A 24,855-nucleotide genomic window follows, 5' to 3' on the forward strand; every position below is an offset into this window, starting at 1 on the left:
CTATCCTTGCGGCAGGGAGTGGTGGCCTGGGCGGCCCGTTAGACTGAGGGTACTGACACAACGGTTTTTATGAGTGGCCTCAGACCCTATCTGCCTTTGATCATCTTGGTGGGCATCCTGGTCGTCGTGCTCGGCACCGGCCTCTTTTTGATCACTGCCGGTAAGGGCATCGGCCAGTTCTTCTTTGGCCGGACCTACGCCGAGAGCGAACTGAAGGACTACGTGGCGACGGTGCTCAAAGAGAACCTGCGCGGTGCGAGCTGCCAACCTTTTGACACCGACGACAACGGCTACGTCTCCTGCGATTACACAGTATCTGCTCAGCCGGGCATCACCCGCTCGATCGAGTGCGCCGCCTTCGGTATCGGCGGCTTCATCAATCGCGGCTGCCGCACCCGCCTGCCCAACTTCCAGACCAATTAATAACGGGTATGGTGCTCTTGGCCGGGAGCTTATGCCCGATTTAAAATTGCTGCAGGGCAGGCTGCCTATCAACTCTCGGTCCGTCGCCAGGTTGTCGGTTTGTCCTTGTGATCGATAAGTATGATCCCTTGATCGAGTAGTTGCTGGCGCAGTCGGTCCGCTTCGCCCCAGTTGCGCTCTTGCCGGGCCTGTTCGCGCAGGCCAATGATGCGCTCGATCTCTTCGATCTCGACTGCCGGTACACCGGTGAGCGCCCCAGATTCGAGCAACGCGGCTGCTTCGGAGGTGATGCTCAGATCGCCCGCCGCGCCGGATCGAGCATTGACATTTGCAGATAGAGAGACCATCCGAGGTTCGAGGCCGAGTACGGCAGCCAGGCGCTTGAAGGTCCGCCACTGGCAGGCAAAGGCAGCGCTGTCGTCGAGATTGCCGCCGTGGACGACGATGTTGCGGCCTGTGATCAGTTTTTTAGAAAGATCGAAGAGGACGGCGAGCGCCTGGGGCGTATTAAAATCGTCGTCCATCGCCTTGACGAAGGTGGCGACGTGCTCCTCTGAGAGATCGCCCTCCGGCTCCTTGTCGAGCTGGTGGATCAGTTCGTTTAGCGAAAAGACCTTTGCCATCTCCTTCCAGGCGTTCTCGGCGGCGGCGATTGCCTCTGGTGAGAAAGCGATCGGATTGCGGTAGTGGGTCTGGAGGATAAATAGCCGCAGAGCGATCGGCGAATGGACTCTATAAAGATCGCGCAGGGTGCGGAAGTTGCCCAGGGACTTGGACATCTTCTCTTCTTCGCCGGAGGTGGAGTTGACGATATTCAAAAAAGCGTTGTGCAGCCAGTAGCGCGCCAGGGGCTTACCGGTTATCGCTTCAGATTGGGCAATTTCGTTTTCGTGATGGGGAAACTTGAGATCTTCGCCGCCCGCGTGGATGTCGATCGTTTCTCCAAGGGTGGCGCGCACCATTGCCGAGCACTCGATATGCCAGCCCGGCCTGCCCGGTCCCCAGGCCGAATCCCAGTGTGGCTCTCCCGGTTTGGCTCCTTTCCAGAGGGCAAAATCGAGGGGGTCTTCCTTGCGGGCCTGTTCAGCCTCGCTCACCCGCTCGCTCGCTCCAGCTTCGAGATCTTCGATCCGACGGCCTGAGAGTTTGCCGTAGTCTTTGAAGCGGCGCACCCGATAGTACACGTCGCCGTCCGATGGGTAGGCGAAGCCCTTGATTTCCAGTTCACCGATCAGCCGCTCGATGGCCGGGAGGCTCTGGGTCGCCCGTGGGTACTTGTCGGCGGGCAAGATGTTCAGCTGCTCCATATCTTCGAGATAGGCTTCGATGAACGTATTGGCGACTGCACCCATCGAGGAGCCTGTTTCCTCGGCCCGCTTCAAGATCTTGTCGTCGATGTCGGTGAAGTTCTGGACGTAGGTGACCTCGTAGCCCCGGTAGCGCAGGTAGCGCCGGATCGTGTCCCAGACGACATAGGTGCGGCCATGCCCCAGGTGGCTGTAGTCGTAGACGGTGACGCCGCAGACGTAAAAGCGGACCTTGCCGGGCTCGATCGGCACGAAGGGTTCTTTTTTGCGGGTGAGGGTGTTGAAAAGTTGCAGGGCCATCGGTCGCTCCAGGAGCGGTTCTTTTATCGTAGATGCTCAGGCGGGGGCGAGGGTGAACGTCTCGACAGACACACGAGCGCCACCGACCGCAGATTGCTCGCAGGCACTCGCCACCGCCAAAGCGTGCAGGCTGCGCTCGAGGGTGACATAAAGTTCGCCCCTGCCCTCCAGATAATCGAGCACGATCGCCGTGTCGCGGGCAAACAATCCTCGCCGCTCGCCCGGTTCAAGGCTGCGGGTGCGCTCGCCCTCAAAGACCAGGAGCTGCCGTCCGTCGTGCAACAGTCCCCCCTGGCTGCCGGTCAGTTCCAGCTGGGTCTCCGATCGCGCACAGGCACTGCCCTTGGCGTAGACGATCTGGCCTGTGGCCCCGCTTTCAAAGGCGAGCTGGGCCGCGCACAGGCAGCCACGATAATTGTCACCGCTCAAATCAAAGTAGCGGTTCTGGCAGAAGACCGAGCGAATCGGCCCCACCAGATCCACGAGCCGCCCGAGTCGGGAGACGGCTCCCACCAGCGGAAAGCCAAAAAGGGCCGTCGAGAAGGTCCAGCGCCCCGGCTCCGGCAGGCGGGCATTCAGGTTGCTGTAGCGCACGAGGTTGATCGGACCCACCCGCTCCAGCTGGGCTACCAGCGCCTGGTGGATGCCGCTAATCAGTTCGATGTGCTCGACGTGTAAAAGCCGGTGGTGCGCCCGCGCCAGGGCCGCTAAAGCGATCGCCTCGGTCAGATCCAGCGCCAGGGGATACTCGACGACGACGTGGGCCCCCCCCAGCAGTGCCCGGCGCACCCACAGGGCGTGATCGCGGTTGGCGGTCGCGACAAACACCAGATCGGCTCCCGCCAGCAATTCCTCGCCCCCCGAAACCAGGCCGAATTCTGCAGCGAAGCGGTGCGCCGACTCCGGCTGGTGGCCGATGCAACCTGTGATTTTGACGCGCGGATCGGCTGCCAGAGCCGTCGCTCGCTGCCGGGCCGCGTAGCCGGTACCGACCACGACGGTCCGAACAGGAGGGGTTAAGAAATGTAACATTTGAAGATCGGGCCGATACACTGGAGGAGATGGCCTTCTTCAGGATAGGGGTTTCTACCCAGGCATGACGCGCCGGATCTCCACCGCACCGATACCGCCTGAGCAGCGCCCGTTCAACGAGTACCAGCAGCTGCGCACGTCGTATTTTTTTCGCTGGGCGACCGTTGAGCCCCGCGCTTACCTGGGGACGATTCTGTGCGTCTGGGCGGGCTCCTGGGTGGTGAGCGGCCCGGTGGCTGCCTGGAGTTTCCCGCCGGTCCGGATGCCGGTACAGTTTTTCATCGGCGGTGCGGGTGGGGCAGCGATCTTGCTGGGGCTGGTGCTGTTGCGGCTCTACCTGGGCTGGTCGTACATCCACACCCGCTTACTCTCCGCGAGCGTTCACTACGAGGAGACCGGCTGGTACGACGGCAGCTTCTGGACCAAACCGCCGGAGGATCTGGCCAAGGACCGGCTGGTGGTCGAGTATCAGGTCGCTCCTGTGATGCGCCGCCTGCATCGCACGCTGGCGGCGCTCGGCCTGTTCTACGCCCTGGTGGCCCTGCTGTACTGGCTGCTTTAAGAGCCCCTACAGGCCAGGGTTGCAGTAGTAGACGCCCTGGACGACGTTGATGGCGGGCTTGGCAAAAAAGTAAAGGTAAGGCCCGTTGCTGGTAAAGAACACCTGCGGTCTGGCCCGATTTTTGGTCGTCCCGTCGCTGCACTGCCTGTAAAAAGGAGCGGTCGGGTCGATGCCGGCGATCCAGATGTCCGACGGTTTGCTGCTGCCGGGGGTCGGGTCGCCAATCGTCCCCATGTAGATATACGACTTGCCGTTGTAGGCAAATACCCCCGGCGAGAGCAGATACGGTCCCTTCGCAGGAGGCACAAGGGTAGTGAGCAGCGCCCAGGCGTTGTTGATATTCTGGTAGACGTTGATGCTCGTCTGGTTGCTCACCGCAAAGAGCAGGTAGTTGTCGCCGTACTCGGGAGCCTGCCAGAGCATCGGACTGCTCTTGGGCGGACTGTCGAAGGTGAGCTGCTGCTGGACTTTTGTATCGATGTTATAAGAAAAGACCTGGGGGACGTTGTTGGCCAGCGCCGTGTAGACGAGGGCGCGCTGACCAGCAATCCAGCTGATGTTCTGCACCAGGGTGCCGGGGATCGCGGTCTCGGTGCCTGCGTCGTTGAGGTTGCGCCATTTGCTCGTCGTCTGGCCGCTGCGGGTGGACTGCTGGTAGAAGATGCGCGGAAAGCCATCGAACTGATCGAGGCTGCCCACCGGAGCGGAGCGGTTGTTGCCGGAGGGCAGGGGATTGGTAAACCACTGGCCGTTGCTGTTGTAGGCAGAGCCGAGGGCGGCGGTGGCCCCACTGCTGGATGGCAGGGCCGTAAAGACGATCTGGGGGCCGAACTGAGCGGAGTAGACCCAGCGCGGGCCGATAGCTACCTGATCGGGAGCAAAGAGCGCGCCGGTCGTGACCAGGGTGCCCATACCGGTCGTCGGGTTAAAAGCACCGCTTGTCGGATCGACGAAGCCAATCCAGACGTTGGCATTTTGATCGGACCAGACAAAGCGCGAGTTGGGCTGGTCGAACTGCAGGTCGGTGATCTTGATGCCAGGAAGCGTGACGAGCACATCGCTGGTGCTCTGGGCCTGGGCGGGCAGAACCGTCAGTGCCGCACACAGGCACAGTGGCAGGGCGAGCTGCCAGTTTGGAAAATGCATAAAAGCTCCGTTAACGAGGGGCGGAAGAAGAGCGTGCTTGCGAGGGAGCCGTCTGGGGCGGGCCGAGGCCGGTGTCTGCCCGGTACATCTGATAGATCGGATTGGCTCCCTGGGTGACCACTTGAAAGTATAAGATCTCTGCCTGGCTGGTCGTGAACGCCTTTGGATTTTTGCGCACCTTGAGGGTCGGGTCGCTCACCCGACGATAAAACGGCTGGGCCGGATCGACCCCGGCAATCCAGACCTCTGTCGGCACGGTCAGACTTTTTTGATTCTTGCTGGGGGAGGCGACCATGTAGATGTAGGACTTGCCGTTGTAGACGAAGGGCTGGGGCGACCAGAGGTACTTGCTCGTCGTCGGTGGCGCGAGGGCGGTGACAAACTGCCAGCTACCGCTCTGGTTGTGGTAGATGCGAACGCTGAGCTTATCGCTGGTGAGGGTCATCAGGCAGTCGTCGCCTCCGTACTCCGGAGCCTGCCAGATAAAGGCAGAGAGCTTGCCGGGAGCGTCGAAGGTGATCTGGGTCAGAACGCTCGTATCGATGTTGTAGGTAAAGATCTGGTTGTTGCCGCCAGCGGGCTGGCGGAAGACGACGGCCCGCTCGTTCGGCACCCAGCGCACCCCCGGAAACTGGGCACCGGGGATGACAAATTGCGCTCCGGAGCTATCGAGGTTGCGCCAGAGCACTAGCTGATTCTCGGTCGTCAGATACGAGAGCGCTCCTTTGAGGGCCGGGCTGTCGCTGCCGGTGGGACCGTACTTGTTGGTGCTGTTGGGCAGGGTCTTTGTAACCCAACTTGTGCCGTCGAACTGGGCGCTGCCCAGGCTGAAGCGGTTCTGGCTGTCGTAGCGGGTGTAGAGAATAGCAGGGCCAGTGTCGCCGAAGCCGTAGACCGGCCCGTTGCCGAAGACGAACTCATTGGCAATATTTGTATCGACCAGCACGCCCTGGCCGGAGGGCGGATTGAAGTCGCCCGTGTCCGGATCGATCGTGCCGACCCAGAGCCTGCCGGACTCATCTCCCCAGGTGAGCTGGTAGTGGCCCTGATCGAAGTCCGGGTCGATCAGGCTCTGGTCCGGGTCGGAGACCAGAACCTCCTGGGCGGAAGCGGACGGGGTTGCGATCCCGGTCACGGCGGTGAGGAGCAGCGCAGCGACCCATTGCCGAAGCAGGTGCGGAGTTTGCATGGGGGAGCCTCAAGGGCCGGGTTCCAGGGCAACGGAAACAGCCTTCGCAAAAGCAAGACTTTTACCGTTCGCACTGGGCGTTATTCCCCGGCAAAACGCACCCAGACTACCACCACCGATCGTGCTATTTTGTGTAGCCGCGAGCAATTCTCGAAAATATGCGATCCTTCTCACAGGCGGGTGCTATTTGACCTGGAAGTAACTGCTACTTGTGGCCGTGCCGCCGGGGTTGGTGATCTTCAGCGGGCCGGTGGGAGTGTTCGCCGCGACCGTGGCGGTGATCTGGCTGTCGGATTTGACGGTGAACGAAGCCGCGCTCGTCCGGCCAACGCTGACGGCGGTGGTGCCGGTAAAGTGGCTGCCGTTGATGGTCACTGCTGTTCCAGCCGGACCGCTGGTAGGCGTGAAGCTGCTGATGGCCGGGGCGGCGTAGATCTGGAAACTGGAGGCGCTGGTGGTCGAACCGGCAGCGTTGACGACCGTAATCGGTCCACTTTTTGCTCCACTCGGGACGACGACTCGGACGCTGTTGTTGAACGCTGAGGCAGGCGCAGCAGCGACGCCATTAAAGAGGACGCTGCTTGTCGCTCCGAGGTTGCTGCCGTTGATGGTCACCGAGGTGCCCACGCCGCCGGAGGGGGGCGAGAAGCTGGTGATGGTGGGGCTATTGACGACGCTGAAGCGAGCGCTGCTGGTGACCGAGGCACCGCCCACCGTGACTTTGATGGTGCTGGTGCTCACCCCGGCGGGCACCGTCACTGCAATCTGGGTGTCGGAGAGGAAGTTGAAGGCGGCGTAGAGACTGCCGAACTGAACGGAGCTGACTCCGGTAAAACCGCTGCCTGTGAGGGTGACGGTCGATCCGACCGGCCCACTGGTGGGGCTGAAGCTGCTGAGGGTAGGAAGAACGGTAAAGCCCAGGGAACTGGTGATCGTGCCGGTGGGTACGGCGACGTTGACGGTGCCGGTGTTCGTTCCGGAACTGACGGTGGCGACGAGCTGGCTGTCGGAGACGACGTTGAAGGGCACCTTGACGCCGTTGAACTTGACTGCCGTCGCGCTGCTGAGGCCAAAGCCATTCAGGTTGACCGGCGTGCCGACTGCGCCGCTGGTGGGAGAGATGGCCGTGAGCCCGGCGGTGACGGTGAAATTTTTGGGAGCCGGAGCGTTGCCGCCGTTGGTGATGAGCAGAACCTGGCCGCTGTTGCCGGTGGCGTTGATCGTGGCTGTGACCTGGCTACTGGAGACCTGGCTGAAGGGCACGCTCAGGCCGCCTACAAGCACCGCCCGCGTCCCGCTCAGGTTCTGGCCGCTCAGGGTAATCGTCGTACCGACCGGGCCGGTGGTGGGAGCGATGGCTGTGATCTTTGGGGCGGGTGTCAGGGGCAGATCCGAAAGGCAGGCCCAGTTGCGGGCGTAGGCCAGGTTCGGATCTTGAGCGGGCGCGGAGTGGGGGTCCGCCTCCGGAACGGTGATGAGCAGCCAGTCGTTGTTGGGCGTCGTCTCGCTGGTGGACTGGACCATGCCGAGGGTCTTGTAGTTGGTCGTAATCTGGGTGATCGCGTCGTCGCCGATGTGGGACACCCCCTTGAGGCGAGTGGTGGGCGTCTGCCAGGGCAGCTTGCTGAGCCAGGCAGCGGAGACGGTCTGCGACACGCCCTGGTTGAAGAGCGAGACAGCATCGACCGGTGAAGAGAGAAAACAGACCCGCTCGGTGAGCTGATCCATCGCGATATAGCCGGCGTGGCCACCGCCCTGGCTGCCGCCCCCGATGCGCACGTGGGACCAATCGACCGTGTTGCCGGCGATTCCTGGCGGGAAGGGAAAGCCTGCGGGCAGATTCGTCTTCAAAAAGCTGATCAAAGCCGAGAGGCGGTGCATGACACTGTTGGCCTGATTGACGTTTACCAGGGGCGAGGTGTCGGTGCCGTAGATAATTTCCTGACGAACCTGGCTGTAACAGTTAGTGTCGTTGAGACAGAGCACACCCACTTCGACCGGGTTGGCGTAGGCAAGAGCGATCACCAGATAGTTTGCAGAGATGGCCTCCGAGAGGATCTGGCCCGTCGAGAAGCTGTTGCTTACAGGATCGTAGGGCGTGCCAGCTGTGCCCTGCAGGTACAGAAGCACCCCCTTGATCTGGCTCGGGTCGCTGGGGATGCCGACGACGTGGTAGCCGAAGCCCTGATCCTCCGGTCCGATATCCTGCATAGCCGGGTCCGTCTGGCTCGGAACAATAGCGCAGGCAACGCCGCCGGTGATGCTGCCCTGGTCGTAGCTATTGGTCGGACAGACGGCTGTCGAAGCGGCGAGGGCAGGGCGGGCGAGCACGCCCAAAAAAACACCAAAAAGACTTCCAAAGGCAAGGTGTGCAGCCTTCATACGATTGATTACCCCTACTTGGCTCTCGAGTTCAACGGTACGGTTGACGCGCGCAGCAGAACCACCACCGGGCGGACAGAGTGTGCCTGTCCGCCTGGCTAGCCGGGGGAATCAGCTGCAGAGTACCAGGATGGGTATCCGGTTGAATGCAGCGCAGATCACAAACTGAAGGAAGTCACAGGAAAGTCCTACGGACTGCCCAGGCCGGTGTCTGCCCGGAAGATCGCCTTTTGATAACCGACCGGTTCCAGAAAATAGATAAAAGGCCCGCTCGCGGCAATGAATACCTCCGGATCGCGGCGCACCTTTACTGTCTGGTCGCTCACCTGACGGTAGAAGGGCAGCTCCGGGTCGATCCCAGCAATCCAGACATCGGTGGGCGCGGTGGCATCCTGGGGGTTCGGCGAGTCGGAGGTGAGCATAAAGATATAGGATTTGCCGTTGTAGATAAAATTTTCGGCTGAAGAAAGATAATGGCGCGGCGAAGGCGGCTGGAGGGTGTTGATCCGCCGCCAGCTGCCCGCGACGTTGCGGTAGACGCCGATCGCCGTGCCATCGACGATCGCAAAGCAGACGTAGTCGTTGTCAAATTCTGGTGCCCGCCACATAAAGGGGGTGCTCTTGTTGCCATCGTCGCTGCTCACCTGGACCGTCGTGGCGGTGTCGATAAAAAATTCGTATATCTGCTGCGTACCTTTGCTCTTGCGCGGATAGACGACGGCGCGCTCCCCTGCGACCCAGCTGCCGCCGGGGGGCGAGAGGCCAGGAATCACCCGCTCCGTTGCCGGTCTTGCGATCTCCCGCCACATGGCAACCGGTTGGCCGTTGCGGTTGGTACCGGCGTAGAGAATGCGCGGGGCCGGGTCTGCCGGATCTTTGCTGCCGATGGGGCCGAGGCGATTGCTGCTATTGGCGAGCAGGGTGCTGCTCCAGTTGGTGCCATCGAAGCTCGCAACCGCGAGCGCCGTCTGGCCGGTTGAATTGTATTTTGTATAGGCGATCTGGGAGCTATTGCCCAGCGCCCACTCCGGCCCATTGCCCAGGTGATTCTGGCCAATCGGGACGACGCCGGTATCGAGGAGCAGGCTCTGGCCAGAATTGGGCAAAAAATCGCCCGTCTGCGGATCGACTCTGCCCAGCCAGAGGTTGCCCGCCTGGTCCTCCCAGCTGAACTGGGCGTTCTGCTGGTCAAATTCTTCGTCGTTGACCAGAAAGGCCGGGTCGGAGACCAGCACGTCTTGAGCGCTGTCGGCGATCGCTACGCTGGAGAGCACCAGTGTCAGCAGGGCAAGACAACCGGCTGCGATGCGATACAGGCGCGCATGGGGCATGGGGGGACTCCTGGGCGGATGCACCGGTTTTCAGCCCAGGATGCCCCTGTCTGGAGGGCACCCTGGGCGCAATAAAGGGGTCCTAAGAACCTGGAATGACGGGCGTCGCCTTCCAGACGGCGGGCAGTTGTCCGGAGACCGCCGGGGCATTGTAGTAGACTACCGGCCCCTGGGTAGTGATAAATACTTCCGGATCCTTGCGGACATTTGGGGTAGTGTCGCTCACCATCTGAAAAAACGGGGCCGCCGGATCGAGGGTGGCAATCCAGATTTCTGTCGGGTCGGTGCCGTTCAGGTTGTCCGGGTTCGGGGAGACTACCGCCGAAAAGTAAGACTTGTTTTTATAGAACCAGGGTTCCGGCGAAGCGATGTACTTGTTGGTGGAGGGGACCTGGATGTTGTTGACGAGCGTCCAGACGCCGTTCGTCTGCCGGTAGACCTCCATCGTGCTGTAGGTGGCGGTGGGGCCAGGCGGGTTGCCCTGGCAGGTGACCATCATCGTGTAGTCGTTGTTGAATTCTGGAGCCTGGAAGATCCAGGGGCTGTCCTTGTTGCAGGGGGTGTTGGTGAGGATTGTGAGTTGTTTGGTATCGACGTTGTAGGTCGCCACCTGCCGGAAGCCTGAGCGCACGTCGATCGTGGTAAAGACCATCGCCCGCTGGCCAGGAATCCAGCGGCCACCAGTGTTGAGCTGGCCTGGCACCTGCTCGTCGGTGGTGGCGTCGAGGTTGCGCCAGTAAAGGGCGGTGCCCCGTCCGCGCACCGCATCCGGCCCAAGATACAGGAGCCGGGGCGAGGCATCGTTGACGTCTTTGCTCGGAATCGGCAATTCTCTGCCGGCGGAGTTGGCGAGAAATCCGGAAACCCAGGTGCTGCCATTTTTGTAGGCGCGTCCGAGGACCTTTTTGCCGTTTTTGTTGACGGCGGTCCAGACCAGCTGGGGGCCGTAGCTGCCGCCGTAGAGCCACTCGGAGCCGTTGCCAATTGCCGGTACCGGCAGGGCGGTGCCAGTGCCGTCTACCAGCGTGACCTGACCGCTGGGTGGCACGAGATTGCCAGTATTGGGATCGACGCCGCCAATCCAGACGAAGCCCGACTGATCGATATAAGTCTGCCGGGCACCGAGCTGGTCGTACTCGTTGTCCTCGATCGGAATACTGGGGTTGCTGACGACGACGTTGGGAATACCAGTCTGGGCCCGACCGGGTGAACTCAGCACCAGGGCGGCGAGCAGCGCAAGGGGCAGTGAAAGAAATGTAGCAAGCCGGAAGGAACCGGTTTTAAGCGGCGGAACGAGGGACTTCCGCCAGGAAGTGGGTTGAGGTGTCATGGGGGATTTACCGGGGGTAGTGGAGGGCAGCAGGAGCACATACAGCTTTAGACTGCAGTGCGGTGACCGCAAACAAGTATAGCAGTCCTCCGGTAAGTATACTGTGCCTGGCTTCATTCGCAAAATCGTGGTCAAGGCTACAAAAAACTGGCAATCAGGCGGTACCATGTACATCAACGTTCTCTGCATCCAGGTTCTTCGACCTGGGATCGCAAGGAATGGTCATACGCTTCCTGCCATTGCCTATGTCCTTCCCCCGCTTCCGCTCGTTCGTCTGGCTTATGCTTCCTGCCCTGCTGGCCGCTGCTGCGCCCGCTGAAACGCTCCCGATTGCAAATCCTTACGCTCGCCTGCCCCTCAGCTTCGAACCCAATGTCGGTCAGAGCGACGCTTCTGTGCATTTTGTTGCGCATCAGGGCAACGGCAGCCTGCTGCTTACGCCCGCCGGAGCCTACGTGGCCTTGCATAAAAAATCTTCTAACCCGGCTGAGAGCAGCACGCGCTCCCTCGTGCGGCTGGCTTTTGTCGGGGCGGACCAGCGGGCTGTCCTGCGCGGTGTGGATCGTCTCCCTGGCCGGGTCAACTATCTGATGGGCAGCGATCCGCTGGGCTGGCGCACTGGCGTTCCGACCTACCGCCGCGTAGAGGCAAAGGATCTGTATCCGGGCATCGACGTGGCCTACTACGGCAGGGACCGCCAGTTTGAATACGACCTGCTGGTGGCGGCGGGGGCGGATCCGGCGGCGATCCGGCTGCAGGTCGATGGAGCACAAAGCCTGTCGATCGATCCTGGGGGCGGGCTTATCATCCGGACGGCGGCGGGCGCGTTGCGCCAGGCACCGCCTGTGGTCTATCAGCTCATCGATAGCAAACGCCGGTCGGTAGATGGCCGCTACGTCCTGCTCGATCGCCGGACGGTCGCTTTTGCGATCGGCGCTTACGATCGACGCCGGTCGCTAATCATCGATCCGACGCTGAGCTATGCCACGCTGCTGGGCGGCAGCGGCGGGGACTACGGCGCGGCGATCGCCGCCGACAGTACCGGCAACCTCTACGCGACGGGCTTTACCGACTCCGTCGATTTTCGGACGCTCAACCCGCTACAGGCAGGACTTGCGGGCAACAGCGATGTCTTCGTCACCAAGTTCAATACCAGCGGCAACGCGCTCGTCTACTCCACTTACCTGGGCGGCAGCAACAACGACTACCCCGCCGCGCTCCGCATCGATGGCAGCGGCAACGCCTACGTTGTGGGCTACACCAATTCGACCAACTTCCCGGTGGCGAACGCTCTTCGATCGACCCTCGCCGGCAACAACGACGCCTTTGTGAGCAAGCTGAACGCCAGCGGCAGCGCGCTTGTCTACTCGACCTACCTGGGTGGCAGCAGCAACGACATCGCCACCGGTCTGGCCGTTGCCAGTTCGGGCAACCTCTACGTCACCGGTTACACCCTCTCCAGCGATTTTCCGCTCCTCAAGCCCCTCCAGAGCGTCTACGGCGGTGGAGCCTACGACGCTTTTGTCACCAAGTTCAACGCTGCCGGTAATACCCTCGCCTACTCCACCTACCTGGGCGGCAGCGGCACCGACTTTGCCAGTGGGATCGCCGTCGATAGCAAGGGCAACGCCTACCTCACCGGCTACACCACCTCCAGCAATTTTCCGGTGGTGGGTGCCTTCCAGCCCAGCCTCAAGGGTGGCTTCGACGGGTTCGTGAGCAAATTGAACGCCGCCGGTTCAGCTCTGGCCTACTCGACCTACCTGGGCGGCAGCAAGGGCGATTTCAGCACCGCCATCGCCGTCGGCAGCTCCGGCGATATCTTCGTCACCGGCTACACCGCCTCCACCGATTTTCCAAGAGCCAATGCTTTTCAAAGCCTGCTCAAAGGCGACCAAAACGCTTTTTTGACCAAGCTCGATGCTGCCGGGACGAGCCTGTCCTACTCGACCTACCTGGGGGGCAGCCGCAGCGAATACAGCTACGCCCTGGCGGTCGATAGCAAAGGCAACGCCGTGGTGAGCGGGCTTACCACATCTACGGATTTCCCGACTCTGAGCGCCCTGCAGGCGGGCTACAGCGGTGGTCTAGCGGACGCTTTTGTCACCAAATTCAACGCCGTGGGCAGCGCTGTGCAGTACTCGACCTACCTGGGGGGCGGCAGCGAGGACTACAGCTACGGCCTTGCCATCGACGGTGCCGACAACACCTACGTCGCCGGTTTTACCTACTCCGCCAACTTCCCGACCACCGCCGGGGCCGTGCAGCAGACACCGGCTGGGGAGGCGGACGGGTTCTTTCTCAAGATCGGGCCGTGATGGAGGCGATTTTCACAGTGATGAATCTAAGACTTGCTCCTCCAGGTAGGCGCTGGGCGCTTCTTGCAGGTTCTGCCCTGGCGGTGCTCGGAGTGTTGCCCCAGACGGCGCTGGCCCAGAGCTGTTCGCCCTGGACAGCCCCTCCCAACGTCATCGTCTCCGACACGACCGTTCCCGTCTACGACGCCGAATTTGCCCAAAACGACAACCGCTTTGTTTGGGCAGACGCGGTGGGCACCGTCTGGATCGGCAGGGTCGATCCGGCCCTGGGAAGCTGGCTACCGGCGAGTGGGCAGTTCACGCAGGTGACAACCGGTGCGCTCTCGGTGCCCAATACCTCCGGCAACGGCCCCGATTGGGTCTACAGCCAGCCGTACGGCCACCAGCTTGCAATCACCACTCAAAATGGCAGCGCCGCCCGTGGGCTGGGCAAGGTCTACTTCGACGGCACCAGCTGGCAGAAGCTCCTCCTCACCAAGGGGCAATCCCGGCAGTTGCCCATCGGCAGCAAGGACGAAAACGATCCACTGCCGCGCATCCTCTACCTGGGACCGCTCAAAAATCCGCCCCCCGGCTCGACCGGCACCCAGACGCTCTACTGGCGCTACCTCGACGATTACACCTCCGAGCAGATCCTGCCGGGAGTGCTTACCGGTGCCGGGCGCTGGGTCAAAGGCCGGCGCTCGCTGGTCTATTCGGCCATCGATCTGACAAACAACCTGCGCCAGATCTTCGAGTACGACATCGACACCAGTACCGCCACCCGACTCACCTCCGATCCGGGCAACAAGGTCAACCCCTGGATGTTTCAGGCACCCGAATTTAACAACGAGTACGTCTTTTTTGAGATCAGCGACTACACGACGATCGGCGTCTACCGCAACATCGCCGGGCGCTGGACGCAGATCGCGACGGTCAAGCCGCCCTCGATCGGCACCTACATCGCCTCCGCCGATCCGTTCGTCTACGATGGCCGCTCCTACATCTCGATGGTCACCTCCACCAACTCCGACAACCAGAACAAGACCGCCCCGACGGACATCTGGATTGCGAGCATCGACGGCAGCTTCTACCGCCAGGTGAGCAATCCGACCACCGGCATCCGCAAGAACCCCCACGTCTACATCACGAGCCAGGGGCCGTTCGTCTACTTCAACGCCAAGGTCAACACCGGCGGAACGACCGCCTACTACCGCGCCGACTCCGGACTTTTAAGCTGTCCACCCCCTTGAAGCCTTCTTCCCTCGTTGAGGTCGTTGTTCGATGTCAATCCAGATCGATGTAAAAAGAGGCGTTGCCCGGCTGGGTCTGGCAGCCAGTGTGCTGCTGGCCAGCGGCGGCGGAGCAGGGGCTGCCACCCTCAGCACCCTTTATACCTTCAGCGGCACCACCCAGAGCAGCGTGGGCGGAGCCGTTCCCTACGGGACACCGGTGCAGGCGAGCAACGGCAACCTCTTTGGCACCACCTATATCGGCGGCAGTACGGCGAGCACTCTGCCGCTGTGCCCCGCCGGTTGCGGCACGGTCTTTGCGATCACCCCCGCCGGCAGCCTCACGATCGTGAAATTGTTTGGCGGCAGCGACGGCGCTTTTCCCTACACCGGTGTGGTGGGCAACAACGGTTCGCTCTATGGCACCACCAGCGGCGGCGGCACCTACCGCTACGGCACGGTCTACAGGATCTCCTCCACGGGCGTGTTCAGTTCGCTCTACTCATTTATGGGTGGCCCAGCGGGGGGCTACGGCGGCAGCGACGGTGCCTTCCCGAATGCTGCCCTGGTGCTCGCAGACGACGGCAACTTTTATGGCACGACCGCCGGCGGCGGGCTGGGCAACCTGGGCACCGTCTTTCAGATCACCCCTGCGGGTGTGCTCACGACCCTCTATTCCTTCAGCGGCCCCGACGGCACCAACCCGGTCGCCGGACTGACAGCAGGCAGCGATGGCCGCCTCTACGGCACGACCGCTGCCGGAGGAGCCTCCGGGCGCGGCACGGTCTTTGCGATCACGACGGGCGGCGCGCTGACGACCCTTTATTCTTTTGGCGGCGCGGACGGTGCCTATCCCAAGGGCGGACTGGCAGCAGGCAGCGACGGCAACTTTTACGGCACGACCGTAGGCGGCGGTGTCAACGCCCTGGGCACCGTCTACCGGATCAGCCCTGCCGGCAGCCTCACCAGCCTGTATTCGTTTGCCGGTCCCGACGGCATCGCTCCCCTCGCCGGTCTCGTAGCGGGCAGCGACGGCAGCTTCTACGGTGCGACCTACGCCGGCGGCACGGTCAACGCCAGCTGCACCAACGGCTGCGGCACTCTTTTTCGGATCACTCCCGCAGGCAGCCTGAGCACCCTCTACGCCTTCAGCGGCGGCAGCGATGGCCGCAATCCCGCCACCCGCCTGGTGCAGGGAGGCAACGGCAGCTTCTTTGGCACGACGCCCCTCGGTGGGGCGAACGGCGTCGGGACAATCTACAAGCTCCAGCCTTGAGAAGGAGGCAAAAAGCTTTGCTCGCCGCCGCCGACAGCCGGACCGGTCCACCGAGCAATCCATCGCTTATCAAGAACCGTGACAGAACAGTCTGCCTCGCTGCGGCTCGCCGATAATAATCTGCCAAAGTCATCTGAAAGTGTTGTGTGGGTGGCGAGTATGGCGATGCCGACGCTGGATCTTGAGAGTGCGGCCATCTGCGTGCAGGTGCTGGTCCTGGTGGGGATGGCCAGCGCCTGGAAGCCTGACCGCGAAAACCGCCCATCCGGCGGCGCACAGCAGCCCCAACCCACCTGCCACTACTACTGCGGCTCGCCCTACCTGCGCTGTGCCGTCCATCCCGAGCGGAAAAGTTGCCGGGATTGTCCTTCTTACCGCGCCAGCGCCCCAGAGCCTGCAGCCGACAAAATTTAGTGGGTATCTTGCAACCTAACCGAGCCCATAACTGAGCTGACGGGCCATCGGCATCATCAAGCCGGCGAGCGTCAACCAGCCAATCAGGCCAATCAAAAGCAACACACCCAGTTCCAACTGGCAACGCCGGCGCTCGGCAGCGGAAATTTGCTCTCTCAGGGGTTGCTCGTCAGCTGTATCGCCCGTGAGAGGACGCGTCAGATCCGGGGTCGGTGCAACTCGATCTAGAGATTCCATCGCCTGCTCCATCGATAAACGGGCCTGGGCCGAAACTGAAACCAGCTTCAGCGGGCAAAAGCGGATCGCGACAAAAAAGAAAGTCTACGCGAAGGCTGTCTTGGTCTATCTGAATCAATCAGGACCAGCGGAACCTCACACCCTTAGCAACAAATAAAACGCCCTGATGGCGGTAGCTGTCAAGGCCCAAAAGGGGGAGGTGCCAAAGAAAAACCCTTCTCGAGGGTTGCCGTTCGAGAAGGGTCGTGCGGATGCTACGCAGGGTGTTAGCGCTGTCAGGGGACTGCTCAGGCTCCGTAAGGACAGAACGAAGCGCAGTTCGTCTCGCGGCGGGGGTCAATCTTGCCACAGAGGCGGCAGATAGAGACGCCCTTTGCATCGACGGCCCGCAATATCTGGCTTTCGTGGCGCTTGAGGGCAAAGATCGTCTGCTCCGCCCACTGCTCAAGGGGCAGATTCTCAAGATCTTCTACCGTCAACTCGCGCCGGATCGTGGCGATATCTTCTCGAATCTGGGTCAGAGAATGGCCCGCACGGTAGGTCTGCTCGACCAGGGCGATAAAAAATGCTTTAAACTCCAGATCGATTTCGAGATTGCCTTCTGCGGTGCGCTTCAGTGCTGCAAACATTGCCGTTGCCTCTCGCTTGCCTCCACAACCCCATACTATGAAGCTTTATGGCTAGATGCAAATCAATGATTTTTATAAAAACGTTCGAGTATTATCTATTGATCTGAGTAAACAAAAGGCCACCACAGTCGGGTGGCCAGGGGAGGGCTGATCAACTCAGGGGGCGATGAGTCCCGGCAGGGTTCTGGTCTTTTCGATCTGTACCGCCTTCAGGGCGTTCGGGTCGAGGCCGAGGGCCCGGAGGATCGTCGGGGCGATCTGGGCGGTCTGCACAGGCGTCTTGATCGTGGCGGCGCTCAGGCGCGGGTTGGAGACGAGCAGGGCGACGCCAGTATCGTTGGCACCAAAACCGCCGTGCTCGGCAATTTTGCTGGTGCTGCCGGTGTAGATGACGCCGAGGGTGGGCTGCACAACAATGTCCGGGGTGCGGCTATCGGTCGTCGGATCGTTAAATTGCAGCTGGAGCAATTGCCCGGCGAGGATCTGCTCGATACCGGCCTGGGTCTGGTTGGCGCTGAGGGTGCTTACCGCCTGGGGGGTCTGGGAAGAACTGGTCAGCCACAACAGCGAGATGTCGTCCTCGGTTGCCTGGGCGACCGTGCTGCCCAAAAGCCCGGCTGGATCGGCGATGCCAGTGTTAAAAGTCTGCAGTTTTGTCGGGTCGATGGGCGTCTGGCCGTGCTTGGCGCTCACGATAATCAGCGTCGAGGCGAGCAGACCGCGCTTTTTGAGGGCGCTCACCATCTTGCCCACCGACTGGTCGGTGTGGGCGAGGGCGTCGGCGAGGGCCGGGCCGGGGGTGCCCTGGCCATCGAGGTAGCCCCCCTGTTCGGACTGGCCGCTCAGCGTCGGGGAGGTGGGCAGTTTCTGGCCGACGCTCACCGCCTGAAAGTTCATGCCAAACAGGGCCGGCACCGCCGCCCGCTGCGTGCCTGCCGCATTTTTGCCTGCGATCTGGTTGAGGAGGGCCTGGACTTTAAGATCGTCGTAAATCTCGGTGCAGGCGACGCTCTTGGTGATGCTCGCAGGCAGAGGCGGCGTGCAGATGGGCGTCACCCCATCGTCGAAGGTGGTGGCGGCGATCTCCGGGGTATAGAGGTCGTCTACGCCCTGGCCCGAAGGACCGTTGACAAGATCGTAGGCGAGGTGCTTGTCGGACCAGGCGGTGCGCAGACCGGCGGCTTTTATGACCTCGAAGACCGTGTTCACCCGCAGGTAGCTGTGGGGAAACACCGGCGAGCAGCCGTGGGCCGGGTCGCGGGGCAGAGCGGCGGTGTTGATGCCGCCGCCGCCGCCCAGGAGATTGGAATTGATGTCCACCGTCTCGTCGTAGAGGACTTCGGTGCCACTGGAGGCACAGGCGGTATCTGTGGGAGCGGAGAGCTTGCGGTCGTAGGAATCGTCGTAGAAGACGCCGGTCGAGACGGGCGAGCCGCCGGTGACCATCGCGAGCAGCCCCGGAAACGAATCGGACGGCCTGGAAGCAGAGGCGGCGCTGAAGGTCACACCGGCTGCGCTCAGACCCGCCAGGGCGGATTGGGGATTGTTCTGGACGTAGTTGGCTAAATCGATGGCGTGCAGGCCGTCGATGCTCAACAGCAACACTCTTTGAAAATGGCGACCGGCGGCATTTGTTGCCGCCTGAGCCGGGCTCGCGGCAAGCAGGGCAACCAGGCTAAAGGTACAGGCAAATTTTTGAACGTTCATCGCTTCGCGCATAACTGTGCGGCAGCACGATAAAGGTTCGGTGTGGCGCGAAGGCAACCCCGGCGTGACAGGACGTGTCGGGAAGGTTAATCGCAAGTTAAGAGTTGGCTACCCCAACAGCACGGTGGAACAGCAGAGCCTGGCCTTTTCGCCTTGATCTACACTGAAGCCATCGTCCTTTGCTGGTTCGCTTCGATGCTCACCCACCCCCGGCGCGACTGGCGTTCGATCGCCCGGAAGTTTGAAAGCCTGGTCGGCTCTGCCGGGGTCGTCTGGACACCGGAGGAGTTGCTTGTCTTCGAGTGCGACGGGCTCACCAGCTACAAGCAGCGCCCGGCGATCGTCGTGCTGCCGCGCACGAGCGAAGAAGTATCGGCTGTGCTCAGGTACTGCTACCAGCAGGAGTTGCCCGTCGTCGCACGCGGTTCGGGCACGGGACTTTCAGGCGGTGCCCTGCCCGTCGAAGGCTGCGTGCTGGTGGTCACCTCGCGGATGAACCGGATCGTGGCCATCGACTACGCCAACCGCCAGATCACCGTTCAGCCGGGGGTGATCAACAACTGGGTCACCCAGGCAGTCAGTGCTGCCGGATTCTACTACGCGCCGGATCCGTCGAGTCAGAGCATCTGCTCGATCGGGGGCAACGTCGCCGAAAATTCCGGGGGCGTTCACTGCCTCAAGTACGGCGTCACCACCAACCACGTCCTGGGCCTGAAGGTCGTTCTGCCGGACGGCGAAATCGTCGAGATGGGCGGGCCGGTGGCCGAGATGCCGGGCTACGACCTCTGCGGCCTGTTCGTAGGTTCTGAAGGCACCCTGGGCATCGCCACCGAGATCACCCTGCGGCTTCTTAAATCCGCCGAGGCGGTGCGGGTGCTGCTGGCAGATTTTGAGACGATCGAGCAGGCGGGGGCAGCGGTTTCGGCGATCATCGGTGCGGGCATCGTCCCCGGCGGCATGGAGATCATGGACAACCTGAGCATCAACGCCGTCGAGGACGTGGTGGCGACCAACTGCTATCCCCGCGACGCCGGGGCGATTTTGCTGGTCGAGGTGGACGGCCCGGTCATCGAAGTCGAGCAGATGGCCCAGGCGGTCGAAGCCCTCTGCCGCACGGCTGGGGCGCGTTCGCTGCGCTCTGCCACCGATGCTCACGAACGGCTATTGCTCTGGAAGGGGCGCAAGGCGGCCTTTGCGGCGATGGGCCAGCTCAGCCCCAACTATTACGTGCAGGATGGCGTTATCCCCCGCACCCAACTGCAGCGGGTGCTCGCCCGGATCGAGCAGTTAGGAGCCGAGCACGGCTACCGGGTGGCCAACGTCTTCCACGCCGGTGACGGGAACCTCCACCCGCTCATCCTCTACGACGGGCGGATCGCGGGCGAACTCGAAAAAGTCGAGCGCCTTGGCGGCGAAATCCTCAAGCTCTGCGTGCAGGTGGGAGGCAGCATCTCCGGCGAGCACGGCATCGGCGCTGAGAAGCGCTGCTACATGGGCGAGATGTTCACACCCGTCGATCTGGAGACGATGCAGCAGGTGCGCGCCGTCTTCGATCCAAAGAACCTGGCCAACCCGACAAAGATCTTCCCCACTCCCCGCACCTGCGGCGAGGCGGCCCGCGCCAAAGCGGCAGCCCACTTCCCACAGGCGGAGCGCTATTAGTGCCTCAGGCTTTGGGCATCAGATCTTTGTAGCGATAGCTGTAATAAAAGTAACGCGCCTCGTCAAAAGGCTGCAGTTGCCAGCCTTTTGCTTCGACCTTCGGATAGTAGGCGAGAAACTCGCTCAGTTCCTTGCGGATCGTGTCGTCGAGGTCTTTTTTTTCGCTCAGCAGTGCCTCGCGCTCCGCTTTTTTGGTCGGGCCCACCGCGAGCTTCATTTGCTGGTCGATCTTTTGGAGCTGCTCGACCGACTCGTCGATCTTGCGCAGCAGCGCCCGTGAAGCTTTCTGAGCGTCCCGTTCGGAGCTGACAGTGATCTGCCCCTGCAGCGGTGTGGTCACCTCCACTTCACCACCGGAAGAACCGCAACTGACCACCAGTGCCAGCAGCAGCGGCAACCCCAGATACCTCAAGCCCATAGGATCCTGTCCAACGACTCTCAGGATCCTACCAAAAACAGGTTCGCCGTCGCCCAAAAAAGCCCATCGACCAGCAGCGTGCTGAAGACCGCCCCAGCAAAGGCCCACCAGTGCAACTTTTCAGACTGCATTGCCCGCACAGTGATCGCAAGCAGCACCAGGCTCACTCCAGCAGCGAGGATCATTCCCGGCAGCGTGTGCATCTGTGCTAGAGCCGCAGGCAACACCTGGGCAAGCTGGATATTGCTGCCCTCGGCGTTCATCATCCGCTCCCACCAGGGCATCAATCCGGCGGCCATGCAGTAAAAGTCCGTGATGCAGGTGCCCAAAAACGAACCCAGAAAGAACAGGCTGCCGATGCGAAAGTGACCGAAGGCAAGGGCGAGCAGGGCGATCGGCACCGGCAGCGCCTCCACCGGCAGGTGCAGCAGCGGCTCGGTGCGCAGCCAGCCCCAGTAGAGACTGCCGGCCCACCAGCTCAGGGTAAAGCCAAAGAGCAGATCGCCCCACAGCTGCTGCCGGGGCCGATTCCACAGCCACAAGCTGAGCATCAGCCAGCCAAGGGTCGCAAGCAGGCTGATCGACGGAGCGTAGCGCACCAGCGGAGCCTGGAAGAAAACCGGCACCGAAACAAGAAAAACCGCTGCCCAGAACGTCCGCCAGCGGGCATTCTGGAAGATCGGGAGCGAAAGGCGCTGGCGTTCGTCGAGTAAGAGCACTGCTTTTAAAGTTAGGGTTGCATTCGTTACTAAGCTTAACATTGCTCTCACGTTTTGCAGCACGAAAATCTGCCGGGGCGGTGGCATCTGTCCGGCGGCGTCTGAAAGTAGCCCACCAGGCTGATTGCCGACGATACTGCGCGCCATCTCCTCCCAGGGCTTGCGTGGATAGGCGGCACCTTCTTGCGTTACAGGCAGAAACCCTCGTCGCGGGCTGGCTCGCCGCCTCCGGCGGGCTTATTCTGGCGCGGCGCTGGCGCTGCCGGGGGGGCGAGATCGATCTGGTCGCCCGTAGCGGCGCGCTGCTGTTGTTTGTCGAGGTCAAAGCCCGCAGCCAGGGGAGTTGGGACAGCGCCGGTCTGGAGGCGGTGGGGGCCACCAAGCGCCGCCGGATCAGCCGGGCTGCCGAGTTGTACCTGATTGCCCATCCAGATCAGGCCCGGCTGGCCTGCCGCTTCGATGTCGCGCTGGTGGCGATTGCCCCAGGCGGCCATCTGCAGATCACAAGCTACATCGAGGCGGCGTTCGAGTTGTGTTGAAGTCTGAGGGCGGCCACCCGCTCAGCGATCGCCTGGCCGATGGCGAGGGAGGCGGTGGCGGCGGGGGAGGGAGCGTTGCAGACGTGCAGCGCGCGCGGCCCTTCGACCAGCAAAAAATCATCGACCAGCCCGCCATCCGGTCGCAGCGCCTGGGCGCGCACCCCCGCCCCGGCGGGCAGCAGATCCGCTGACTGCACCTCTGGAACGAGCCGCTGGAGGCTTTTGACGAACGCCGCCTTGTTCCAGGAGCGCCACTGTTCAGCGAGCCCGGCGCGCCAGTGCCTTGCGGCCAGCTTCCAGAAGCCGCCGTAACCCAGCACTTCTTGAAGGTCTTTTCGATCGAAGTCGCCTTTTTGATAGCCCTCGCGCTTGAAGCTCAAGACAGCGTTCGGTCCGGCGTGGATGCTGCCGTCGATGAGGCGCGTAAAGTGAACGCCCAAAAACGGAAAAGCCGGGTCCGGTACCGGGTAGACGAGATTGTTGATCAAGTAGCGCTTCTCGCTCACCAGTTCGTAGTACTCGCCGCGAAAAGGAACGATCCGGGCGGGCGGTTCGCTCCTGGCCAGCCGGGCGAGCCTGTCGCTCCATAGCCCCGCGCAGTTGATGAGAAAGCGGGCCTCGAAGCTGCCGCTGGTCTTTGTCTCGATGGTCCAGCCCTTTGCCAGTACTTCCAGACGCTCGACCGGGCAGTTGAGCCTGAGCGTTCCGCCCCGCTCGCCTATCAGTTCGGCGTACCGGCGAGCCACCTCGCGGTAATCGACGATCCCCGCCGTGGGCACGAACAACCCTGCCAGAGCGCGCACGTGCGGCTCCATCCGCCGTACGCCTTCTGCGTCCAGCTTCTCGACGGCCAGACCATTTTCTTGCCCGCGCCGGTAGAGTTTTTCGAGATCCGCCAGCTCCCGCGCCTCCGTCGCTGCAATCACCTTGCCGCAGATATCGTGGGCGATGCCGTGCTCCCGGCAAAAAGCGACGAGGGCCGCGTTGCCCGCCTTGCAGAGCTGGGCCTTGAGACTGCCGGGCCGATAATAAAGCCCCGAATGGAGCACGCCGCTGTTGTGCCCGCTCTGGTGGGCGGCCCAGGTGGCTTCCTTCTCGAAGACAACAATCTCCGCCCCGACAAAGCGCTCAGCGAGGGCCAGCGCCGTTGCCAGACCGACGACCCCACCGCCAACAATTGCAAAGTCGTACATACCGAAAACCAGCCAACCAGTCTCCCGGTTGCATCCTAGCTGACCAAATTGGGAGGAGAGATAGCTCTACCGGTCCAGTGCTTTAGACTCATCGCCGTTGCTGCAGTTGCTCACTAAGTTTTTGATAAAACTCCACTTCAGAAACGCCTTGGGGCAAGCCTGAAACCTGTCCGTCACCCATCTCGATAATTACCCACTCACCTGAACGCTTTTGGGCAATGTCCAGCGTGAAGAAGCGGCTGGGAATAGCGCGGGCAAGCTCGATAAATGGTGCAAGGGCTGCCTGCTCTGGAACAGCGATACCAGTGTTCCAGTAGTCGGTCACCATGAGCGGGGCATTGTCCAGAAAGAATATGCGCCACTCCCAGGGGCGGGCCGGATCGGTGCCCGCCAGCTCGACGTACTCGCGAAAGACCAGACCAACGCTGAGATCCTTGCCCTGCAGCGCAAGAAATCGGCGCACAACCCGCTCGACAGCAGAGCGGTCGGAGGCCGCAGGAATGAAACAGGCTTCGTGCCAGGCATGTTTGGCAGACTTCACGTAGTCCTTGAGCACGAGCGGGCTATGCCCGAACTCGGCAAGTCGCGCCATCAACGCATCGACATCGAGTTCACCCGTCAGCGGAAGCCAGACGGTGCGGGGGGTATGGTTAGCCAGATACGGATATCCCTCCGGGAGATAGTGACAGAGCCTATAGGCAGAAGGCGTATTCACCAGCTGCAGGTTCCGCTCCAGCAGCGCGTTGTAGAGCGATTTGTACCCTTCGGGCCGCAGCATCCAGCCCCGAAAAAGCACTGTTTCCCCTGCCTCAGCAGCAGCGACAGCGACGCGCCGAATAGCTCGCGCCGGATTGCCTTCGAGCAGCGCTTCGAAGTTGAGCACCGACCAGGATAAACCCGCCTGTGATGCTGCCTGCACTTCATCCTCCCAGGCCGGATCGGGCCGGTTCGGGGTCAGAGGATCGCTGCAAAATAACAGGTGCATCGTCATCATTTCGCGGGGCTACGCAAAGAGCAACGAAACAATACAAGGATACAAGCTGCTCCAAGCAGGCAGTCTGTCATGACATGATTTAGTTAGAGACTAGTAACTAGCAAAGCTCAAGCATTCTCTTGGAAGGAGGTGTCCCATGCACTACAGTCCTACCTCACTTCAAATTTTAATTCGGAATGTCTATATCGAAATATTCTATACATAGCCGCAGCAGTGGCAGGAGGACTTCTTAGCTAGGTTGGAGCGGTGTTACTTGTACTTCTTTCGGGTGTTCCACTTTTACTATTAGCTCTTATGATTGTTGCTCTAATCTTCGGTATTGCCTGGGGTGGGCACATACCTCAGACAGTACGTCATCAAAAGGCGATCTCAAGCAAAACTTCCTGCAGGGACAATCCGAACGCTGGAGAGGTGATTCGACACCGCTAGGATCATCTGCAAGTCTTGAGGTGGGCGCGATGGCCAGAGTACTGGTACCGCTGGCGGAGGGCAGCCATCGGCTTTGCCAGAATGCTATTTTTATGGCGACTCCTCAC

22 protein-coding genes are annotated in these 24,855 nt (G+C 61.7%); 8 read left to right on the forward strand and 14 right to left on the reverse strand.

Going from position 1 to position 24,855, the window contains the following annotated elements:
• Window positions 1-69 precede the first annotated feature (69 nt).
• Window positions 70-423, forward strand: coding sequence for a hypothetical protein (locus GKIL_RS06625; RefSeq protein WP_023172700.1), 354 nt, complete (start codon window positions 70-72; stop codon window positions 421-423).
• A 68-nt stretch (window positions 424-491) separates the two neighbouring features.
• On the opposite strand, the gene cysS is transcribed toward GKIL_RS06625, so the two are convergent.
• A complete protein-coding gene (cysS, locus tag GKIL_RS06630; RefSeq protein ID WP_023172701.1) occupies window positions 492-2,030 on the reverse strand; it encodes a cysteine--tRNA ligase in 1,539 nt (512 codons plus the stop codon).
• A gap of 36 nt (window positions 2,031-2,066) precedes the next feature.
• On the reverse strand, window positions 2,067-3,062 hold the full coding sequence (locus GKIL_RS06635) for a Gfo/Idh/MocA family protein (RefSeq protein ID WP_041243773.1): 996 nt from the start codon (window positions 3,060-3,062) through the stop codon (window positions 2,067-2,069).
• 64 nt (window positions 3,063-3,126) lie between these two features.
• Here GKIL_RS06635 and GKIL_RS06640 point away from each other — a divergent pair, with 64 nt between their 5' ends.
• On the forward strand, window positions 3,127-3,624 hold the full coding sequence (locus GKIL_RS06640; protein ID WP_023172703.1) for a CGLD27 family protein: 498 nt from the start codon (window positions 3,127-3,129) through the stop codon (window positions 3,622-3,624).
• 6 nt (window positions 3,625-3,630) lie between these two features.
• Here the strand turns inward: GKIL_RS06640 and GKIL_RS06645 are convergent, their stop codons facing one another.
• From GKIL_RS06645 to GKIL_RS06665, 5 genes are all read right to left on the reverse strand, one after another.
• Window positions 3,631-4,770 carry a hypothetical protein gene (locus GKIL_RS06645; RefSeq protein WP_023172704.1) on the reverse strand — a complete coding sequence of 380 codons (1,140 nt, stop codon included), beginning with the start codon at window positions 4,768-4,770 and terminating at the stop codon, window positions 3,631-3,633.
• A gap of 10 nt (window positions 4,771-4,780) precedes the next feature.
• Window positions 4,781-5,959, reverse strand: a complete 1,179-nt coding sequence (locus tag GKIL_RS06650) for a TolB-like translocation protein (protein WP_023172705.1) — start codon at window positions 5,957-5,959, stop codon at window positions 4,781-4,783.
• 183 nt (window positions 5,960-6,142) lie between these two features.
• Window positions 6,143-8,341, reverse strand: coding sequence for a BPSS1187 family protein (locus GKIL_RS22425; RefSeq protein ID WP_023172706.1), 2,199 nt, complete (start codon window positions 8,339-8,341; stop codon window positions 6,143-6,145).
• Window positions 8,342-8,529: 188 nt separating this feature from the next.
• Window positions 8,530-9,672, reverse strand: a complete 1,143-nt coding sequence (locus GKIL_RS06660) for a hypothetical protein (RefSeq protein WP_023172707.1) — start codon at window positions 9,670-9,672, stop codon at window positions 8,530-8,532.
• An 82-nt stretch (window positions 9,673-9,754) separates the two neighbouring features.
• Complete coding sequence (locus GKIL_RS06665) at window positions 9,755-11,002, reverse strand: hypothetical protein (RefSeq protein WP_041243774.1); 1,248 nt, start codon at window positions 11,000-11,002, stop codon at window positions 9,755-9,757.
• A 245-nt stretch (window positions 11,003-11,247) separates the two neighbouring features.
• Between GKIL_RS06665 and GKIL_RS22430 the strand changes: the two genes are divergently transcribed.
• From GKIL_RS22430 to GKIL_RS06685, 4 genes are all read left to right on the forward strand, one after another.
• Window positions 11,248-13,320: a DUF7948 domain-containing protein gene (locus GKIL_RS22430; protein WP_051382704.1), complete on the forward strand. Its 2,073-nt coding sequence runs from the start codon at window positions 11,248-11,250 to the stop codon at window positions 13,318-13,320.
• A gap of 20 nt (window positions 13,321-13,340) precedes the next feature.
• Window positions 13,341-14,552 carry a hypothetical protein gene (locus GKIL_RS06675; RefSeq protein WP_144080340.1) on the forward strand — a complete coding sequence of 404 codons (1,212 nt, stop codon included), beginning with the start codon at window positions 13,341-13,343 and terminating at the stop codon, window positions 14,550-14,552.
• A 31-nt stretch (window positions 14,553-14,583) separates the two neighbouring features.
• Window positions 14,584-15,807, forward strand: coding sequence for a choice-of-anchor tandem repeat GloVer-containing protein (locus GKIL_RS06680; protein WP_023172711.1), 1,224 nt, complete (start codon window positions 14,584-14,586; stop codon window positions 15,805-15,807).
• A 159-nt stretch (window positions 15,808-15,966) separates the two neighbouring features.
• On the forward strand, window positions 15,967-16,221 hold the full coding sequence (locus GKIL_RS06685) for a DUF6464 family protein (protein WP_041243775.1): 255 nt from the start codon (window positions 15,967-15,969) through the stop codon (window positions 16,219-16,221).
• 15 nt (window positions 16,222-16,236) lie between these two features.
• Here the strand turns inward: GKIL_RS06685 and GKIL_RS06690 are convergent, their stop codons facing one another.
• The 3 genes from GKIL_RS06690 to GKIL_RS06700 all read right to left on the reverse strand — a co-directional run bounded on the left by GKIL_RS06690 (window position 16,237) and on the right by GKIL_RS06700 (window position 18,806).
• Window positions 16,237-16,458: a hypothetical protein gene (locus GKIL_RS06690; RefSeq protein WP_023172713.1), complete on the reverse strand. Its 222-nt coding sequence runs from the start codon at window positions 16,456-16,458 to the stop codon at window positions 16,237-16,239.
• A 287-nt stretch (window positions 16,459-16,745) separates the two neighbouring features.
• On the reverse strand, window positions 16,746-17,087 hold the full coding sequence (locus GKIL_RS06695; RefSeq protein WP_023172714.1) for a hypothetical protein: 342 nt from the start codon (window positions 17,085-17,087) through the stop codon (window positions 16,746-16,748).
• A 156-nt stretch (window positions 17,088-17,243) separates the two neighbouring features.
• A complete protein-coding gene (locus tag GKIL_RS06700; RefSeq protein WP_023172716.1) occupies window positions 17,244-18,806 on the reverse strand; it encodes an alkaline phosphatase family protein in 1,563 nt (520 codons plus the stop codon).
• A gap of 183 nt (window positions 18,807-18,989) precedes the next feature.
• Here GKIL_RS06700 and GKIL_RS06705 point away from each other — a divergent pair, with 183 nt between their 5' ends.
• On the forward strand, window positions 18,990-20,456 hold the full coding sequence (locus GKIL_RS06705) for an FAD-linked oxidase C-terminal domain-containing protein (protein WP_023172717.1): 1,467 nt from the start codon (window positions 18,990-18,992) through the stop codon (window positions 20,454-20,456).
• Between the two features lie 4 nt (window positions 20,457-20,460).
• Here the strand turns inward: GKIL_RS06705 and GKIL_RS06710 are convergent, their stop codons facing one another.
• Window positions 20,461-20,874 carry a hypothetical protein gene (locus GKIL_RS06710; protein ID WP_023172718.1) on the reverse strand — a complete coding sequence of 138 codons (414 nt, stop codon included), beginning with the start codon at window positions 20,872-20,874 and terminating at the stop codon, window positions 20,461-20,463.
• A gap of 20 nt (window positions 20,875-20,894) precedes the next feature.
• A complete protein-coding gene (locus GKIL_RS06715; RefSeq protein ID WP_041243778.1) occupies window positions 20,895-21,593 on the reverse strand; it encodes a DUF3120 domain-containing protein in 699 nt (232 codons plus the stop codon).
• Window positions 21,594-21,757: 164 nt separating this feature from the next.
• Here GKIL_RS06715 and GKIL_RS06720 point away from each other — a divergent pair, with 164 nt between their 5' ends.
• A complete protein-coding gene (locus GKIL_RS06720; RefSeq protein WP_023172720.1) occupies window positions 21,758-22,132 on the forward strand; it encodes a YraN family protein in 375 nt (124 codons plus the stop codon).
• On the opposite strand, the gene lhgO is transcribed toward GKIL_RS06720, so the two are convergent.
• Both lhgO and GKIL_RS06730 read right to left on the reverse strand, forming a co-directional pair.
• Window positions 22,102-23,325: an L-2-hydroxyglutarate oxidase gene (gene lhgO / locus GKIL_RS06725; protein ID WP_023172721.1), complete on the reverse strand. Its 1,224-nt coding sequence runs from the start codon at window positions 23,323-23,325 to the stop codon at window positions 22,102-22,104. The genes GKIL_RS06720 and lhgO overlap by 31 nt on opposite strands.
• 88 nt (window positions 23,326-23,413) lie before the next feature.
• Window positions 23,414-24,310: an ATP-grasp domain-containing protein gene (locus tag GKIL_RS06730; protein ID WP_041243779.1), complete on the reverse strand. Its 897-nt coding sequence runs from the start codon at window positions 24,308-24,310 to the stop codon at window positions 23,414-23,416.
• Window positions 24,311-24,855: the final 545 nt, after the last annotated feature.

Source organism: Gloeobacter kilaueensis JS1, from assembly GCF_000484535.1.
Lineage (GTDB): Bacteria > Cyanobacteriota > Cyanobacteriia > Gloeobacterales > Gloeobacteraceae > Gloeobacter > Gloeobacter kilaueensis.